Annotated in this window: 16 protein-coding genes; 6 read left to right on the forward strand and 10 right to left on the reverse strand. The window is 66.3% G+C overall.

Translation table 11 applies throughout. From position 1 onward, the window contains the following. Entirely contained in the window at positions 1-1,467 is a 1,467-nt protein-coding gene (zwf, locus tag ACSFA2_RS05905) for a glucose-6-phosphate dehydrogenase (protein ID WP_435454387.1), read from the reverse strand. 124 nt (positions 1,468-1,591) lie between these two features. On the opposite strand from zwf, the gene ACSFA2_RS05910 reads away from it, so the two are divergent. After that, positions 1,592-2,233, forward strand: a complete 642-nt coding sequence (locus ACSFA2_RS05910) for an HAD family hydrolase (protein WP_435454388.1) — start codon at positions 1,592-1,594, stop codon at positions 2,231-2,233. Here ACSFA2_RS05910 and ACSFA2_RS05915 read toward each other — a convergent pair. Then, positions 2,225-2,899: a lipocalin family protein gene (locus ACSFA2_RS05915; protein ID WP_435454389.1), complete on the reverse strand. Its 675-nt coding sequence runs from the start codon at positions 2,897-2,899 to the stop codon at positions 2,225-2,227. The two genes, ACSFA2_RS05910 and ACSFA2_RS05915, sit on opposite strands and share 9 nt — an antisense overlap. A gap of 105 nt (positions 2,900-3,004) precedes the next feature. Here ACSFA2_RS05915 and tal point away from each other — a divergent pair, with 105 nt between their 5' ends. The 3 genes from tal (at position 3,005) to ACSFA2_RS05930 (ending at position 5,947) form a co-directional block, all read left to right on the forward strand. Beyond that, positions 3,005-3,958 (forward strand): transaldolase, encoded by a 954-nt coding sequence (tal, locus tag ACSFA2_RS05920; RefSeq protein WP_435454390.1) that lies wholly within the window; start codon positions 3,005-3,007, stop codon positions 3,956-3,958. Further along, on the forward strand, positions 3,955-5,514 hold the full coding sequence (gene pgi, locus ACSFA2_RS05925; RefSeq protein WP_435454391.1) for a glucose-6-phosphate isomerase: 1,560 nt from the start codon (positions 3,955-3,957) through the stop codon (positions 5,512-5,514). Before tal ends, pgi begins: the two co-directional genes overlap by 4 nt. 100 nt (positions 5,515-5,614) lie before the next feature. Continuing rightward, positions 5,615-5,947, forward strand: coding sequence for a DUF805 domain-containing protein (locus ACSFA2_RS05930; protein WP_435454392.1), 333 nt, complete (start codon positions 5,615-5,617; stop codon positions 5,945-5,947). 57 nt (positions 5,948-6,004) lie between these two features. On the opposite strand, the gene msrA is transcribed toward ACSFA2_RS05930, so the two are convergent. The 5 genes from msrA to ACSFA2_RS05955 form a co-directional block, all read right to left on the reverse strand. Continuing rightward, positions 6,005-6,727 (reverse strand): peptide-methionine (S)-S-oxide reductase MsrA, encoded by a 723-nt coding sequence (gene msrA, locus ACSFA2_RS05935; RefSeq protein ID WP_435454393.1) that lies wholly within the window; start codon positions 6,725-6,727, stop codon positions 6,005-6,007. Positions 6,728-6,753: 26 nt separating this feature from the next. Next, positions 6,754-6,990, reverse strand: coding sequence for a thioredoxin domain-containing protein (locus ACSFA2_RS05940; RefSeq protein WP_435454394.1), 237 nt, complete (start codon positions 6,988-6,990; stop codon positions 6,754-6,756). 22 nt (positions 6,991-7,012) lie between these two features. Then, positions 7,013-7,264: a pentapeptide MXKDX repeat protein gene (locus tag ACSFA2_RS05945; RefSeq protein ID WP_435454395.1), complete on the reverse strand. Its 252-nt coding sequence runs from the start codon at positions 7,262-7,264 to the stop codon at positions 7,013-7,015. A 106-nt stretch (positions 7,265-7,370) separates the two neighbouring features. Then, positions 7,371-8,162, reverse strand: a complete 792-nt coding sequence (locus ACSFA2_RS05950) for a molybdopterin-binding protein (RefSeq protein WP_435454396.1) — start codon at positions 8,160-8,162, stop codon at positions 7,371-7,373. Further along, on the reverse strand, positions 8,159-8,797 hold the full coding sequence (locus tag ACSFA2_RS05955) for a cytochrome b/b6 domain-containing protein (RefSeq protein WP_435454397.1): 639 nt from the start codon (positions 8,795-8,797) through the stop codon (positions 8,159-8,161). Before ACSFA2_RS05955 ends, ACSFA2_RS05950 begins: the two co-directional genes overlap by 4 nt. 99 nt (positions 8,798-8,896) lie before the next feature. On the opposite strand from ACSFA2_RS05955, the gene ACSFA2_RS05960 reads away from it, so the two are divergent. Together ACSFA2_RS05960 and ACSFA2_RS05965 are read left to right on the forward strand one after the other, a co-directional pair. Beyond that, complete coding sequence (locus ACSFA2_RS05960; protein WP_435454398.1) at positions 8,897-9,622, forward strand: response regulator transcription factor; 726 nt, start codon at positions 8,897-8,899, stop codon at positions 9,620-9,622. Continuing rightward, positions 9,619-11,097: a sensor histidine kinase gene (locus ACSFA2_RS05965; protein WP_435454399.1), complete on the forward strand. Its 1,479-nt coding sequence runs from the start codon at positions 9,619-9,621 to the stop codon at positions 11,095-11,097. Before ACSFA2_RS05960 ends, ACSFA2_RS05965 begins: the two co-directional genes overlap by 4 nt. Before the next feature lie 64 nt (positions 11,098-11,161). On the opposite strand, the gene groL is transcribed toward ACSFA2_RS05965, so the two are convergent. The 3 genes from groL to ACSFA2_RS05980 form a co-directional block, all read right to left on the reverse strand. Next, positions 11,162-12,814, reverse strand: a complete 1,653-nt coding sequence (groL, locus tag ACSFA2_RS05970) for a chaperonin GroEL (protein ID WP_435454400.1) — start codon at positions 12,812-12,814, stop codon at positions 11,162-11,164. A 29-nt stretch (positions 12,815-12,843) separates the two neighbouring features. Further along, a complete protein-coding gene (locus ACSFA2_RS05975; RefSeq protein ID WP_056572926.1) occupies positions 12,844-13,134 on the reverse strand; it encodes a co-chaperone GroES in 291 nt (96 codons plus the stop codon). 227 nt (positions 13,135-13,361) lie between these two features. After that, the gene (locus ACSFA2_RS05980) at positions 13,362-14,213 is read right to left on the reverse strand and encodes a glycoside hydrolase family protein (protein ID WP_435454401.1); all 852 of its coding nucleotides are present in this window, start codon (positions 14,211-14,213) and stop codon (positions 13,362-13,364) included. Between the last annotated feature and the right edge of the window lie 117 nt (positions 14,214-14,330).

Genomic DNA, 14,330 nt, shown 5'->3' on the forward strand with positions numbered 1-14,330 from the left:
CTACTGTTCCTCGCTCCACGAGAAGCCGTCGCGCGCGATCATCGCGCTCGACGCGCTGGGTCCCCAGGTGCCGGCCGCGTACGGGCGCGGCACGCCGTCGGACGACCAGCTGTCGATCAGCGGCTCGACCCAGCGCCAGGCCTCTTCCTGCTCGTCGCTGCGCACGAAGAGGTTGAGCCGGCCGTCGATCACGTCCAGCAGCAGGCGCTCGTAGGCACCCACGCGCTCGCTGCCGAAGCGCTTGTCGAAATCGAGGTCGAGCTGCACCGGCGCCAGCGGCTGCGTCGCGTCGCCGTTGCTGCGCTTGCGGTTGTTCTGCGCCTGCGACAGCAGGTGCAGCTCGAGCCCGTCCTTAGGCTGCAGGTTGATCACCAGCCGGTTCGCGGCGCCGGTCGGCGCGCGGAAGATGGCATGCGGCGTGGGGCGGAAGTTCACCTCGATGCGCGCGTCGCGCGATGCGAGCCGCTTGCCGGTGCGGATGTAGAAAGGCACGCCGGCCCAGCGCCAGTTGGCGATCTCGGCACGCAGCGCGACGAAGGTCTCGGTGCGGCTCTGCGGGTCGATGCCTGCTTCCGACAGGTAGCCCGGCACGCGCTCGCCGTAGGCCGTGCCCGCCGTGTACTGGCCGCGGATGGCGTGCAGGCCCAGCGTCTCGGGCGTCCAGGGCTTGAGCGAGCGCAGCACCTTCAGCTTTTCGTCGCGCAGCGCGTCGGCATGCGCGTTGATCGGCGGCTCCATGGCGATGGCGCAGACCAGCTGCAGCGCGTGGTTCTGCACCATGTCGCGCAGCGCGCCGGTCTGGTCGTAGAAGGCGCCGCGCTTTTCCACACCCAGGTCTTCGGCGATCGTGATCTGGATGTTGGCGATGTGCTCGCGCCGCCAGATCGGCTCGAACAGCGCATTGCCGAAGCGCAGCGCGAAGAGGTTCTGCACCGAGGGCTTGCCCAGGTAGTGGTCGATGCGGAAGACCTGCTTCTCGCTGAGCACCTTGCGCACCGCGTCGTTGATCGCACGGTTCGACGCCAGGTCGTGGCCCAGCGGCTTCTCGAGCACGACGCGGGTGCGCGGCGTGTTGAGGTTGGCCGCCGCGATCTGCTCGACCACCTGCGTGAAGAGCGCCGGCGCCGTGGCCACGTACATCACCACCGTGTCGGCGTTGCGGCGCTTGAGCATGTCGGCCAGCTGGGCGTAGTGCCCGGGCTTGGACAGGTCCATGCGCAGGAAGTAGAGCATCGAGGCGAACTTCTTGAACTCCTCCGGGCTGGGGCGCTTGGCCCCTTCGACCGCAGCGAAGCGCGATTCGATCAGCTCGCGGTACTGGTCGTCCGACAGGTCGTCGCGTGCCACGCCGATGATGCGCCCGCCCTCGGGGAGGCTGCCGTGGCGGAAGGCCTGGAACAGGGCTGGCATCAGCTTGCGCCATGCCAGGTCGCCGGTGCCGCCGAACAGAACGAGGTCGAAGCTCATGGAAAAGGAATCCGTGGAGTTGGAGGAGGGCCGAGCACGAAGCTTGCCACCCGGATGGTACCGGCCGCCGGCCTATCGCACGGCGGCCCGGCCCGCGCCGACGCGCCATGAAACAATCGCACCCATGAATGTCGTTTTCGATCTCGGTGCGGTGGTGGTGGCCTGGGAACCGGCCCGGCTCCTTCAGGCGCATTTCCCGGACCGCGCGCCGACGCCGGAGGCTGCGCAGGCACTGGCCAGGGCCTTCTTCCACCACGAGGACTGGCTGGCCTTCGACTGCGGCATCCGCAGCGTCGACGAGGTGGTGGCCCGCAGCGCAAGCCGCCTGGGCCTGTCGGAAACGGCGGTGCACGACATGATCGCGCCGCTGGGCGAGCGGCTCGACCCGATCCCTGAAAGCATCGAACTGCTCGACCAGCTTCGCGCACGGCGCGACAGTGGCGAGGACGTGCGCCTGTTCTACCTGTCGAACATGCCGGTGCCGTATGCGCGGGCGCTGGAGCGGCGGCTGTCGTTCTTCCAGTGGTTCGACGGTGGCGTGTTTTCAGGCGACGTGAAGCTCATCAAGCCGAACAGCGAGATCTACGAACTGCTGGCCTGGCGCCATGGCTTCGATCCGGTGCAGACGCTCTTCATCGATGACACGGCCGCCAATGTCGAGGCGGCAAGGGCGCTGGGATGGCGTGCCATTCACTGCACCACGCCGAAGGGTCTCGGCGCGCAGGTCACGCGGCATCTGGCGCCGCGCGACCAGCCCTCAGTCTGAAGCGACGGTGCGCACCACCTTGTCGACGTCGAAGCCCAGACTGCGTGCGTACTCGAGGTAGGTGTAGAGCGTGGCCGCGTCGAGCACCGGGTCACGCGACAGCACCCACAGGTAATCGCGGTCGGGCGTCCCGACCAGCGACACCTCGTAGTCGCGGTCGAGCTTGAGAATCCAGTAGTCGCCCCAGGCCATCGGCAGCCAACTGAGCCACGACGGCGCGAAGCGCACCTCGAGCCGACCGGCACCGGGCTGGCCCGCGACCGGCACCACGCGGGCGCTGCCCACCGCTTCCTCGAAATTGCCGTCCGCCAGGATGCAGCGGTTGCGCACTTCGATCGTTCCGTCGGCCAGCGGCGTGTACTCGGCCGTGACCGGGCCGGTGCATTGCTTCTGGAAGCGGTTCGGCAGCCGTGCCTGCTCGTGCCACATGCCCGCGTAACGCTTGAGGTCGACCGGCGCGACCGCCTGCAACGGCGCCCGCATCAGCGGCGCCCCGTCGGCAGGGCCCGCGAGGGCATGAGCCCGCGCGCTGCGTGCCACGCCGAAGGCAGCGAGGGCCAGCACGCCACCCACGCAGAAGGCGGTGGCCAGCGTGCCGATCGACGCACTGAAGCGGCGGTCGTCGAAGGGGGCGGGAGCGGGGGGCGTGCGGCGGCGATTCGGCATGGGCTTCTCCAGAAATGCAGCCTTGGAGCGTAGGCGCCCCGGCCCGCCTCGCCCGTCAGCCATGGACCACACGGCCTGTAGTTTCCGGACGGGATAATGGCCGGCATGAACCAACTCGATGCCCTCCGTCAATGGACCACCGTGGTCGCCGACACCGGTGACTTCCGCCAGCTCGCCCAGTTCAAGCCGCAGGACGCGACGACCAACCCGTCGCTCATCCTGAAGGCCGTGCAGAAGCCGGAGTACCGGCCGCTGCTCGACGACGCGGTGAAGACGCACCGCGGGCTCGCCGTCGACGAGGTCATCGACCGGCTGCTGGTGCGCTTCGGCACCGAGATCCTGTCGCTCATCCCCGGTCGCGTGTCGACCGAAGTGGACGCCCGCCTGAGCTTCGACACCGCCGCCACCGTGGCGCGGGCCGACCGCATCGTGGCGCTGTACCGCGCGGAAGGCATCGACCCCGAGCAACGGCTGTTGATCAAGATCGCCGCCACCTGGGAAGGCATCGAGGCCGCGCGCATCCTGGAGCAGAAGGGCATCCACACCAACCTCACGCTGCTGTTCGCCTTCGCGCAGGCCGTGGCCTGCGGCGCGGCGGGGGTGAAGCTCATCTCGCCCTTCGTCGGGCGCATCTACGACTGGCACAAGAAGTCGGCCGGCAGTGCCTGGGACGAGGCCGCGCGCAGCGGCGCCAACGACCCCGGCGTGCAGTCGGTGCGGCAGATCTTCGACTACTACAAGCGCCACGGCATCGCCACCGAAGTGATGGGCGCGAGCTTTCGCAACACCGGGCAGATCGCCGCACTGGCCGGTTGCGACCTGCTCACCATCAGCCCCGACCTGCTGGCCGAGCTGGCCGCCAGCGACGCGCCGCTGACGCATGCGCTCGACGCCGACGCGGCGAAGTCGCGCGACATCCCGAAGCTCACGCTCGACGAGGCGGCCTTCCGCTTTGCGCTGAACGAGGACGCGATGGCCACGGAGAAACTGGCCGAAGGCATCCGCGCGTTCGCGGCCGATGCGGTCAAGCTCGAGAAGCTGATGCAGGAGGTCCGATGAGCGCCCGAACCGGTGTCCGCTGCGACCGTACCGCGGCGTGGAAGCAACTGCAGGCGCACTACGCCGAGGCCGGCCGGGGCTTCGACCTGCGCACCGCCTTCGAGACCGACGGTGATGCGCGCTTCGCCGCCTTCAGCAAGGCGGCGCCGCACGTCTTCGCCGACCTGTCGAAGAACCTGATCGATGCGCGCACCGAAGCGCTGCTGCTGGCGCTGGCCCGCGAATCGGGCCTGGAGGCGCACCGCGACGCGATGTTCGCCGGCCAGCCGATCAACCGCACCGAAGACCGCGCGGTGATGCACTTCCTGCTGCGCGCCCCGACCGATGCCCCCGTGGCCGCACACAACAAGGCCGCGCTGGCCGACGTGCACGCGACCCTCGATGCGATGCTGGCGTATGCGGAACAGGTCCGCGGCGACCACACCATCACCGATGTGGTGAACATCGGCATCGGCGGCTCCGACCTCGGGCCGCAGATGGCGGTGCTGGCACTCGACGAATTCGTCGCGCCGGGCAAGCGCTTCCATTTCGTCTCGAATGTCGACGGCCACGAGCTGGCCGGCGTGCTCAAGGGCCTGGCGCCCGAGCACACGCTGTTCCTCATTGCGTCGAAGACCTTCAACACCGCCGAGACCATGGCCAACGCGCAATCGGCCAAGCGCTGGTTCGCGCAGTCGGGCGGCGTCGACGTGGCGCGCCACTTCGCCGCGCTCACGACCAACGTCGAGGCCGCGCGCGCCTTCGGCATCGAGAAGACCTTCGGCTTCTGGGACTGGGTGGGCGGGCGCTACTCGCTGTGGTCGGCCATCGGGCTTCCGATCGCGCTGGCCATCGGCGCCGAGGGCTTCCGCGCGCTGCTCGCGGGCGCGCACGCCATGGATGAGCACTTCCGCACCGCGCCACTGGCGCAGAACCTGCCGGTGCGGCTCGGCCTGCTCGACGTCTGGTACCGCAACTTTCACGGCTTCACCAGCCGCAGCATCGCGCCGTACCACAGCGCGCTCAAGCGCCTGCCGGCCTACCTGCAGCAGCTCGAGATGGAAAGCAACGGCAAGCAGGTCGACGCCAGCGGCGAAGCGTTGCCTTTCGGCACCTCGCCCGTGCTGTGGGGCGAGCCCGGCACCAACGGCCAGCACGCCTATTTCCAGATGCTGCACCAGGGCACCGACGTGACGCCGCTGGAATTCGTCGCGGTGCGCGATGCGGCGCATGACCTGGAGGGCCACCACCCCAAGCTGCTGGCCAACGCGCTCGCGCAGGCGCAGGCGCTGATGGTCGGCCAGGCCGATGCGGGTGGCCACAAGAACTTTCCCGGCAATCGGCCCAGCACCTTCTTCGTGCTGGAGAAGCTCACGCCCGAATCGCTCGGCGCCTTCCTCGCGATGTACGAACACCGCGTGTTCACCAGCGGTGCGCTGTGGGGCATCAACAGCTTCGACCAGTGGGGCGTGGAACTCGGCAAGGTGCTCGCCAGGGACATCGAGCCGCGGCTGGCCTCGGGCGATACGAAGGGGCTGGACGCTTCGACGGCCGGGTTGCTCACGCGCCTGCGCTGAGCGCAGGGCACGCCTCGGGGCCGCCTGTCATCGGCGACCCGATCCCCACCGATATGATGGCTCGGGGTCTTCCCATGGGAACGAAAAAAGAGGAGTTGTCATGAATTTTCAACAGGCCGTTGCGACCTGCTTTGCCAAGTACGTGGACTTTTCGGGACGCGCTTCGCGCGCCGAGTACTGGTGGTTCTTCCTGGCCTACCTCGTGCTCGCGGTGGTGGGCAGCTTTATTCACCAGTATGTGTACTTCATCGTCGTGCTCGCGTTCATCCTGCCGATGCTTTCGGCCGGCGCGCGCCGCCTGCACGACATCGGCAAGAGCGGTTGGTGGCTGCTGATCGGGATCATCCCGCTGGTGAACCTCGTGCTGCTGTACTTCGCGGTGCAGCCGAGCGCACCGGAGTCCAACGAGTACGGCCCACCGCCGGCGGGCTGAAGCACTCTCGCTGCCAGCGAAGGGCCGCCGATGCGGCCCTTTTTCATGCGGGCTGCCTCAGACGCCAGTGCCGACCAGCGCAGGTTTGGCGCGGTACACCGCCGGGAACACCCGCTTGAGATTGTCGACCTTCGGGATGTCGTTGATCACGATGTACGGATGGTCCGGATGCCGCGTCAGGAAGTCCTGGTGGTACGCCTCCGCGGGGTAGAAGGCCTTGCCCGGTTCGATCGTGGTCGCGATGTTTTTGCCGAACACCTTGGTGCTATCGAGCTGCGCGATGTAGCTCTTTGCCACGCGCGCCTGCTCGGCATTGGTCGGAAACACCGTGGAGCGGTACTGCGTGCCGGTGTCCGGGCCCTGGCGGTTCACTTCTGTCGGGTTGTGTGCCACCGAGAAGTAGATCTGCAGCAACTTTCCGTAGCTCACCTGCTTCGGGTCATAGGTGATGCGCACGGCCTCGGCGTGGCCTGTGTTGCCCATGCCGACGTCGTCGTACTTGGCGGTGTTCGCCGCGCCGCCGGCATAGCCCGAGACCGCATTGCTCACGCCCTTGACGTGCTGGAACACGCCTTGCACGCCCCAGAAGCAGCCCCCGGCGAACACAGCCGTTTCTGTACCGGCACTGGATGCGGCGGCAATGTCTTGGGCGGGCGGCGGGATCACGACCGCTGCTTCGGCAGCGAACGAGGGCATGGCGTGCCACACAGCCGCGCCAACGACCAGGGCGCCCAGCGCGAGCAGGGGGCGACGCGACAGCAATGCCCGCCGTGTGGCCATGGGCGGAGTTGATTTCGACGAAGGGTTCATACCGGTTTGCTCTCCTTGCGTGCTTCTTCAAGCAGTTGCTGAATCACTTCGATGCCGAGATCCTTCAGCGCGTGCTTCCCATTGTTGATGCTTTTCTCATAGTCGAACCCGTGCGCACGCCCGCCGACCACGACGAGGCCTTGGTCTTTGTACTTGCGGTGCCATTCGCGCACGTCGGGCAGGGCGTGTCGGCAGTTGATGCAGCCGAAGGTCCAGAAGTCGACCCGCGCCACCTTGCCGCGTGAGCGCCCGGACTTACTTCTTCATGCCGTCCTTGGCCATCGAGTCCTTCGACATCGAATCCTTGGCCATGCCGTCCTTCTTCATCGCATCCTTGGACATGGCGTCCTTCGCCATCGAATCCTTGTGCATGCCATCCTTCTTCATGCCGTCCTTGGCCATGGAGTCCTTGGCCATGCCGTCCTTCTTCATCTCGTCGGCGGCGAAAGCCGAGACCGAGCCAATGGCCAGGAAGGTGGCGAGCAATGTGGTGGTGAGCTTGTTCATTTCGGTGTCCTTGATGAGTGGGTGAGAGAGTCGTTGTCGAAGAAAAATGGCGCGGTTCGAAATGAATCCGGCCTCACGTTCCAGCAGCGCTGAGCCTTGCGGGCGCTCAACTCCCGCCGAACCAGTTGTAGCCCTGGTCTTCCCAGTAGCCGCCAGGGTTGGTGTTGGTGACGAAGATCGCCTGGATATGCTTCGGGTTCTTGTAGCCGAGCTTGGTCGGCATGCGCAGCTTCATCGGGAAGCCGTACTTGGGCGGCAGAGGCTCGCCGTCGTAGGACAGCGTGAGCAGCGTCTGCGGATGCAGCGCGGTCGGCATGTCGATGCTGGTGTAGTAGTCGTCTGCGCACTTGAAGCCGACGAACTTCGCGCTGGTGTCGGCGCCCACGCGCTTCAGAAAATCGGCGAAGCGCACGCCGCCCCATTTGCCGATGGCGCTCCAGCCTTCCACGCAGATGTGGCGCGTGACCTGGTCCTGCTGCGGCATGGCGCGCAGTTCGGGCAGCGTCCAGCGGCGCTTGTCCGCCACCAGACCGGTGACTTCCAGCCGGTAGCTGGTTTCGTCGACCTCGCGCACCTCGTTCTCGCCGTAGTAGGCGTTGAACGGAAAGGGCCGCGTGATCATCGATTCCGGGTACGTCGGCGCGAGCTGGTTCGGATCGAAGATCAGGCCTTGCACCTTGTCGTTGAAGCGCGAGATGGCGCTGAGTGCGGCCTCGACGCCCGCGTTGTCGCTGATGCTGCAGCCGGTGAGCAGCGACAGGCCGCCCATCGTGAGCGAGCGCGTGAGAAAGGCGCGGCGCGCGGGATGTTCGATCTTGCGATCCATCAGTTGGCGGGCTTCTGCCAGAGCAGCGCTGCTGTCGACACCGACGAGCGGGATGCGGCGGAGGATTTTCATGCGGCGGTCTTTCGGGTACGACCTGCGCGGCCGCCGAGCATCGAGAGCAGGGTTCGGGGCACGAGCGCCACCATGACCAGGTGCACGGCCACGAAGGCGACCAGGGTGGTCATCGCGAAGAAGTGGATGCGTCGTGCCAACTCGTAGCCGCCGAGCAGATCGCGCAGCACGGCGAACTGCACCGACTTCCACAGCACCAGGCCGGAGAGCACCAGCAGCACGATGTCGAGCATCACGAACAGGTAGGCGAACCGCTGCACGCTGTTGTAGCGGCGCGGGTCGGCGTGCGACAGCTGGCCGCGCATTGCGGCGAGGGCGTCATGCCAGATGCCCGAGATCGACAAGGGGAAGAACTTGGCGAACAGCCGACCGCTGGCGATGTTGAGCACCAGGTAGACGAGGCCGTTGGCCGCCAGCAGCCACATCGCCGCGAAGTGCCATTGCAGCGCGCCGCCCAGCCAACCGCCGAGGGTGAGCCCGGCCGGGATGTCGAAGGGGAAGAAAGGCGCTGCGTTGTAGATGCGCCAGCCGCTGGTCACCAGGACCAGCACCGCCAGGGCGTTGAGCCAGTGGGTGATACGCATCCACACCGGGTGGATCGGCGGGCAGTCGGTGGTGGCGGATTCGCTGTGCATGGGGCGGATTGTTGGGCGCACCCCCTCGCCGAATCATCACGAAGAGTTCAATTAATCGTGATAACTCCCCACGGCATATCGCGGGACAATCCGCCGAACATGGAAACCACCAAACGTGTGCTGATCGTGGAGGACGACGCCCACATCGCCGAGCTGCTGCGCATGCATCTGCACGACGAGGGCTACGCCGTCACGCATGCTGCCGACGGCGATGCCGGCGTGCGTGAACTGGAGCGCGGCAGCTGGGACGCGCTGATCCTCGACCTGATGCTGCCGGGCGTCGACGGCCTCGAGATCTGCCGCCGCGCCCGCGCCATGACGCGCTACACGCCGATCATCATCACCAGCGCGCGCTCGAGCGAGGTGCACCGCATCCTCGGGCTCGAGCTGGGGGCCGACGACTACCTCGCCAAGCCGTTCTCGATGCTGGAACTCGTAGCCCGCGTGCGTGCCTTGCTGCGACGCACGGAAGCCATGGCGCGCAACGCTCGCATCGAATCGGGCCGACTTGACATCGGCACCCTGGGCATTGACCCGGTAGCGCGCGAGGTGCGCCTGGACGGCAAACCGATCGAACTCACGCCGCGCGAGTTCGACCTGCTGTATTTCTTCGCGCGCCATCCGGGCCGCGTGTTCTCGCGCCTGGACCTGCTCAACCAGGTGTGGGGTTACCAGCACGACGGCTACGAGCACACCGTCAACACGCATATCAACCGCTTGCGCACGAAGGTTGAAGCCGACCCGGCCGAGCCGCGCCGCATCCTGACCGTATGGGGCCGCGGCTACAAGCTGGCCGGTGCCGGTCCGGACGAGGGGGCGCCATGACCTGGCCTTTCGGCTGGACCCTGTCGCGCCGCCTCTCCGTGGTGTTCGCGGCACTGCTGCTCGCCTGCTGCGGCGCTTCGGTCTGGCTGCAGATGGCGGCGAGCGTCCGCTACGAGCAGGAGGTCACGCAGCGCCTGTCCAGCGGCCTCGCGGCGCACATCGCGGGCAACGCGGAGCTGATGCGCAGCGATGGCTTGAACGAAGCGGCCGTCAAGGCGCTGTTCGATCAGCTGATGGCCGTCAACCCGAGCGTCGAGGTCTACCTGCTCAACCCCGAAGGCCGTATCGCCGCGCAGGCTGCGCCACCCGGCCACCTCAAGCGCGACCGGGTCGACCTGGCCCCCGTGCGTCAATTGCTGGCCGGTGCGCCGCTGCCCATCCTGGGTGACGACCCACGTGGCGATGGCAGTCGCAAGATCTTCAGCGCGGCGCCGATGAAGGTGAACGGGCGCGATGCCGGTTACGTCTACGTGGTGCTGTCGGGTGAAGAACGCGAGGCGCTGATTGCCAATGCCGCGATCAGCAACGTGCGTCGCACCATGCTGTGGTCGATGGCGCTGGTCACGTTGCTGGGCCTGCTGGCCGGTGTGGCCGCGTTCCGCTTGATCACCCGGCCACTGCGCGAGCTGACGGGCGCCGTACAGCAGTTCGAGCGCGACGGCGTGGCGTCGCTTCAGCAGGCGACGCCGGCGCTGGATCGCCTGGCGAAGAGCGGCAGCGGTGAGATCGGCACGCTGGCGCAGACCTTTCGCCAGATGACGCAGCGCATCGCCGAGCAGTGGCACGCGCTGACGGCCCAGGACCAGCAGCGGCGCGAGCTTTTCGCGAACATCTCGCACGACCTGCGCACACCGCTGACCTCGCTGCATGGCTACCTCGAGACACTGCTGATGAAGGCCGACACGTTGCCGCCAGCCGACCGCCGCCGCTATCTCGAGATTGCCCTGGGCCAGAGTCGCAAGGTGGGCCGTTTGGCGCAGGAACTGTTCGAACTCGCGCGGCTGGAGTACGGTGTGGTCAAGCCTGAGAAAGAGCGCTTCGCGCTGGCCGACCTGGTGCAGGACGTATTTCAGAAGTTCGAGCTGGCCGCCGAGGCGCGTCGCCAGCGGCTGGTGCCGGATATCGCGCCCGGGCTGCCGGTGGTGATGGCTGACCTCGGAATGATCGAACGCGTGCTGACCAACCTGCTCGACAACGCGATCCGTCACACGCCGGAAGGTGGCGAGATCGTTGTGCAGCTGCGGCCGGGTCGGGATGGCGTAGAGGTCGAGATCAGTGACAACGGCCCGGGCATTCCCAAGGAACTGCAGCCGGTGCTCTTCAATCGGCCCGCCTTTTCCTCTGCGGGCGAGGGCCGCAGTGGCGGTGGACTCGGTCTGATGATCGTGCGTCGCATCCTGCAATTGCACGACAGCGACATCCGGCTCGTGCTCCAGGCCGACAGGGGCGCCGTCTTCCACTTCCAGCTGAAATGAAAAAAGCCCTGCAGCTCGCGCTGCAGGGCTTCGGTTCGGATGCGTGATGCAGCCGCAGGGGCAATTACATGCCCATGCCGCCCATGCCACCCATGCCGCCCATGTCAGGCATGCCGCCGCCGGCGCCCGACTCGTCCTTCGGTGCTTCGGCGATCATGGCCTCGGTCGTCAGCAGCAGCGAGGACACCGAGGCTGCGTTCTGCAGTGCAGTGCGCGTCACCTTCGTCGGGTCCAGGATGCCCAGCTCGAGCATGTCGCCGTACGTGTCGTTCGCAGCGTTGAAGCCGAAGTTGCCCTTGCCGGCCAACACCGCGTTCACCACCACCGAGGCTTCGCCGCCGGCGTTGTTCACGATTTCACGCAGGGGTGCTTCGACGGCCTTGAGCACCAGCTTGATGCCGGCGTCCTGGTCGGCGTTGTCGCCCTTGATCGACTCGCCCACAGCTTGCTTGGCGCGCAGCAGTGCCACACCACCACCAGCCACGACGCCTTCTTCCACGGCAGCGCGGGTGGCGTGCAGTGCATCTTCGACGCGAGCCTTCTTTTCCTTCATCTCGACTTCGGTGGCAGCGCCAACCTTGATCACGGCAACACCGCCGGCCAGCTTGGCCACGCGCTCTTGCAGCTTTTCGCGGTCGTAGTCGCTCGAAGCTTCTTCGATCTGCACGCGCACTTGCTTGACACGGGCTTCGATGTCACCGGCCGCGCCAGCGCCGTCGATGATGATCGTGTTTTCCTTGCCGACTTCGATGCGGGCAGCCGAGCCGAGGTCGGCCAGGGTCACCTTTTCGAGCGTCAGGCCGACTTCTTCAGCGATGACCTTGCCGCCCGTCAGGATGGCGATGTCTTCCAGCATGGCCTTGCGGCGGTCGCCGAAGCCCGGTGCCTTGACGGCGACGACCTTCAGGATGCCGCGGATCGTGTTCACCACCAGCGTCGCCAGGGCTTCGCCTTCGACTTCTTCGGCAATGATCAGCAGCGGACGGCCCGACTTCGCGACTTGTTCCAGTGCGGGGAGCAGGTCACGGATGTTGCTGATCTTCTTGTCGTAGAGCAGCACGAAGGGGTTGTCCAGAATCGCCGATTGCTTTTCCGGGTTGTTGATGAAGTACGGCGACAGGTAGCCGCGGTCGAACTGCATGCCTTCGACGACGTCGAGTTCGCTGTCGAGCGACTTGCCGTCTTCGACGGTGATGACGCCTTCCTTGCCGACCTTGTCCATCGCGTCAGCGATGAGCTTGCCGATGGTTTCGTCGCTGTTGGCCGAGATCGAGCCGACTTGTGCGATTTCCTTCGACGTCGTGGTGGGCTTCGATGCCTTCTTCAGCTCGGCGACCAGGGCCGTGACAGCCTTGTCGATGCCGCGCTTCAGGTCCATCGGGTTCATGCCGGCAGCCACCAGCTTGAAGCCTTCGCGAACGATGGCTTGGGCCAGGACCGTGGCGGTCGTGGTGCCGTCGCCGGCGTTGTCCGAAGTCTTGGAGGCCACTTCCTTCACGAGCTGGGCGCCCATGTTCTGGAGCTTGTCCTTGAGTTCGATTTCCTTGGCGACGGACACACCGTCCTTGGTCACCGTGGGGGCGCCGAACGAACGCTCGAGCACCACGTTGCGGCCCTTGGGGCCCAGGGTCACTTTGACTGCGTTGGCCAGGATGTTGACACCCTCGACCATGCGTGCGCGGGCTTCACCGCCGAAGACTACGTCTTTTGCTGCCATGTTGAATTACTCCGAATGGGATGGGTTGATTACTTCTCGACGACTGCGAACAGGTCGTCTTCCTTCATGACCAGCAGCTCGTCGCCGTCGACCTTGACGGTCTGGCCCGAGTACTTGCCGAACAGGACGCGGTCACCAACCTTGACGGTCAGCGCGGCGAGTTCACCTTTGTCGTTGCGCTTGCCCGGGCCGACGGCCAGGACTTCGCCTTGATCGGGCTTTTCGGCGGCTGCGTCGGGGATGACGATGCCAGAGGCGGTCTTGGTTTCACTGTCAACACGCTTGACGATCACGCGATCGGCCAAAGGACGAAGTTTCATTGCATCTCCTGGATATAGAAACGGGGGTTGGGTTTGGGCACAGGCCATGGGCCGGTACACCACCGCCTGGAAACCGGGTTGTTAGCACTCGGGTTCGGCGAGTGCTAATGATACGGGCATTTGGGTGGGTTTCAAGGGGGCAGGTCCATGGAGAGCTCTTTCAGCTGTTGTCGGGCCGCTTCCAGGCAGCGTCGGCTTCGGCGAAGTGCTAACGCGACGCAAACCTCTCAGTTGAAGGGCAGCGAAAGGTAATGCTGTCCCAGCTCGGTCAACACGCCATTCGCGCCGAGCAGACTGGTGTGGTGCACGTCGTTGCTCCATCGGCCCGTGAACCACGCGTAGCGAAACACGTCGGAACGTGACTCGCATGTGGCAACCATCTCGGTCATCTGCGCCTGCTGCTTGGCCACCGTGTCGATCTGCGCGCCGTCGGCCTGGCTGTGCCAGTTCGCAAACTCGGTCACCCAGAAGGGCTTGCCGTACTTCGTCAGCCGGTCGAGCTGGGCACCGAGGCCGTAGTCGTACCAGTGGAAGGCGAGGTAGTCGATCTGCGGATCGCGGCTGCCGTTGGCCGAACGGTAGGCGGCGTAGAAGGCATCGAGCCACGCCACGGGATCGGCGTAGCCGGCCATCGTGCCCCACGTGATCGCCGGCCCGACCAGCTTCACCCCCGTGGCCGCTGCGACGGCCTCGTAGCGTGGCCACAGTGCTGCGGCCTGCGAGGGCGTCAGGTTGGCCTGGTCGGTGAGGTTGGGCTCGTTCAGCAGCAGCAGGTGGCGAATGTCCGGCTGTGATCGGAGCCAGGCCGTGACTTCCGTCGCATCGAAATTTCCGTTCCACAGCATCGGCTGAAAATCGATGCCATAGCGCGTACGGTAGTCGGCAGGGGCCGCGGCGTTCGGGCGCAAGCCCCAGTCGTACCACCAGCTGACACCTGGCGAGAGCGCGTTCAGGTCCTCTGCAGAAGCCAGGTCATAAGCGATGCCCCGCTTGTTGCTCTTGGCAACGGGCGATGCACCCGAAGCAGGCGTCGACGATTCTGGCGCTGTGCCACCGGGCATCGCGGGATTGCCGGCCACGGGTGCCGCCTCGGTCGTGTCCCCCTCAGAGCCACCGCCGCCGCCGCATGCGGTGAGTGCCACGCCGGCGGCCGATGACGCAAGCGCTGCAAGAAACTGGCGACGAGCAGGCGGAGT

The organism is Variovorax cryoconiti (genome assembly GCF_051216395.1).
Classification (GTDB): domain Bacteria; phylum Pseudomonadota; class Gammaproteobacteria; order Burkholderiales; family Burkholderiaceae_C; genus Variovorax.

Excerpts from the sequence above, each read along its gene's own strand:
- zwf (WP_435454387.1), bottom strand. The coding sequence starts at position 1,467 with ATGAGCTTCGACCTCGTTCTGTTCGGCGGCACCGGCGACCTGGCATGG.
- msrA (WP_435454393.1), bottom strand. The coding sequence starts at position 6,727 with ATGGCCACACGGCGGGCATTGCTGTCGCGTCGCCCCCTGCTCGCGCTG.
- ACSFA2_RS05910 (WP_435454388.1), top strand. The coding sequence starts at position 1,592 with ATGAATGTCGTTTTCGATCTCGGTGCGGTGGTGGTGGCCTGGGAACCG.
- ACSFA2_RS05915 (WP_435454389.1), bottom strand. The coding sequence starts at position 2,899 with ATGCCGAATCGCCGCCGCACGCCCCCCGCTCCCGCCCCCTTCGACGAC.
- ACSFA2_RS05930 (WP_435454392.1), top strand. The coding sequence starts at position 5,615 with ATGAATTTTCAACAGGCCGTTGCGACCTGCTTTGCCAAGTACGTGGAC.
- ACSFA2_RS05965 (WP_435454399.1), top strand. The coding sequence starts at position 9,619 with ATGACCTGGCCTTTCGGCTGGACCCTGTCGCGCCGCCTCTCCGTGGTG.
- ACSFA2_RS05975 (WP_056572926.1), bottom strand. The coding sequence starts at position 13,134 with ATGAAACTTCGTCCTTTGGCCGATCGCGTGATCGTCAAGCGTGTTGAC.
- ACSFA2_RS05955 (WP_435454397.1), bottom strand. The coding sequence starts at position 8,797 with ATGCACAGCGAATCCGCCACCACCGACTGCCCGCCGATCCACCCGGTG.
- ACSFA2_RS05945 (WP_435454395.1), bottom strand. The coding sequence starts at position 7,264 with ATGAACAAGCTCACCACCACATTGCTCGCCACCTTCCTGGCCATTGGC.
- tal (WP_435454390.1), top strand. The coding sequence starts at position 3,005 with ATGAACCAACTCGATGCCCTCCGTCAATGGACCACCGTGGTCGCCGAC.
- pgi (WP_435454391.1), top strand. The coding sequence starts at position 3,955 with ATGAGCGCCCGAACCGGTGTCCGCTGCGACCGTACCGCGGCGTGGAAG.
- groL (WP_435454400.1), bottom strand. The coding sequence starts at position 12,814 with ATGGCAGCAAAAGACGTAGTCTTCGGCGGTGAAGCCCGCGCACGCATG.
- ACSFA2_RS05950 (WP_435454396.1), bottom strand. The coding sequence starts at position 8,162 with ATGAAAATCCTCCGCCGCATCCCGCTCGTCGGTGTCGACAGCAGCGCT.
- ACSFA2_RS05960 (WP_435454398.1), top strand. The coding sequence starts at position 8,897 with ATGGAAACCACCAAACGTGTGCTGATCGTGGAGGACGACGCCCACATC.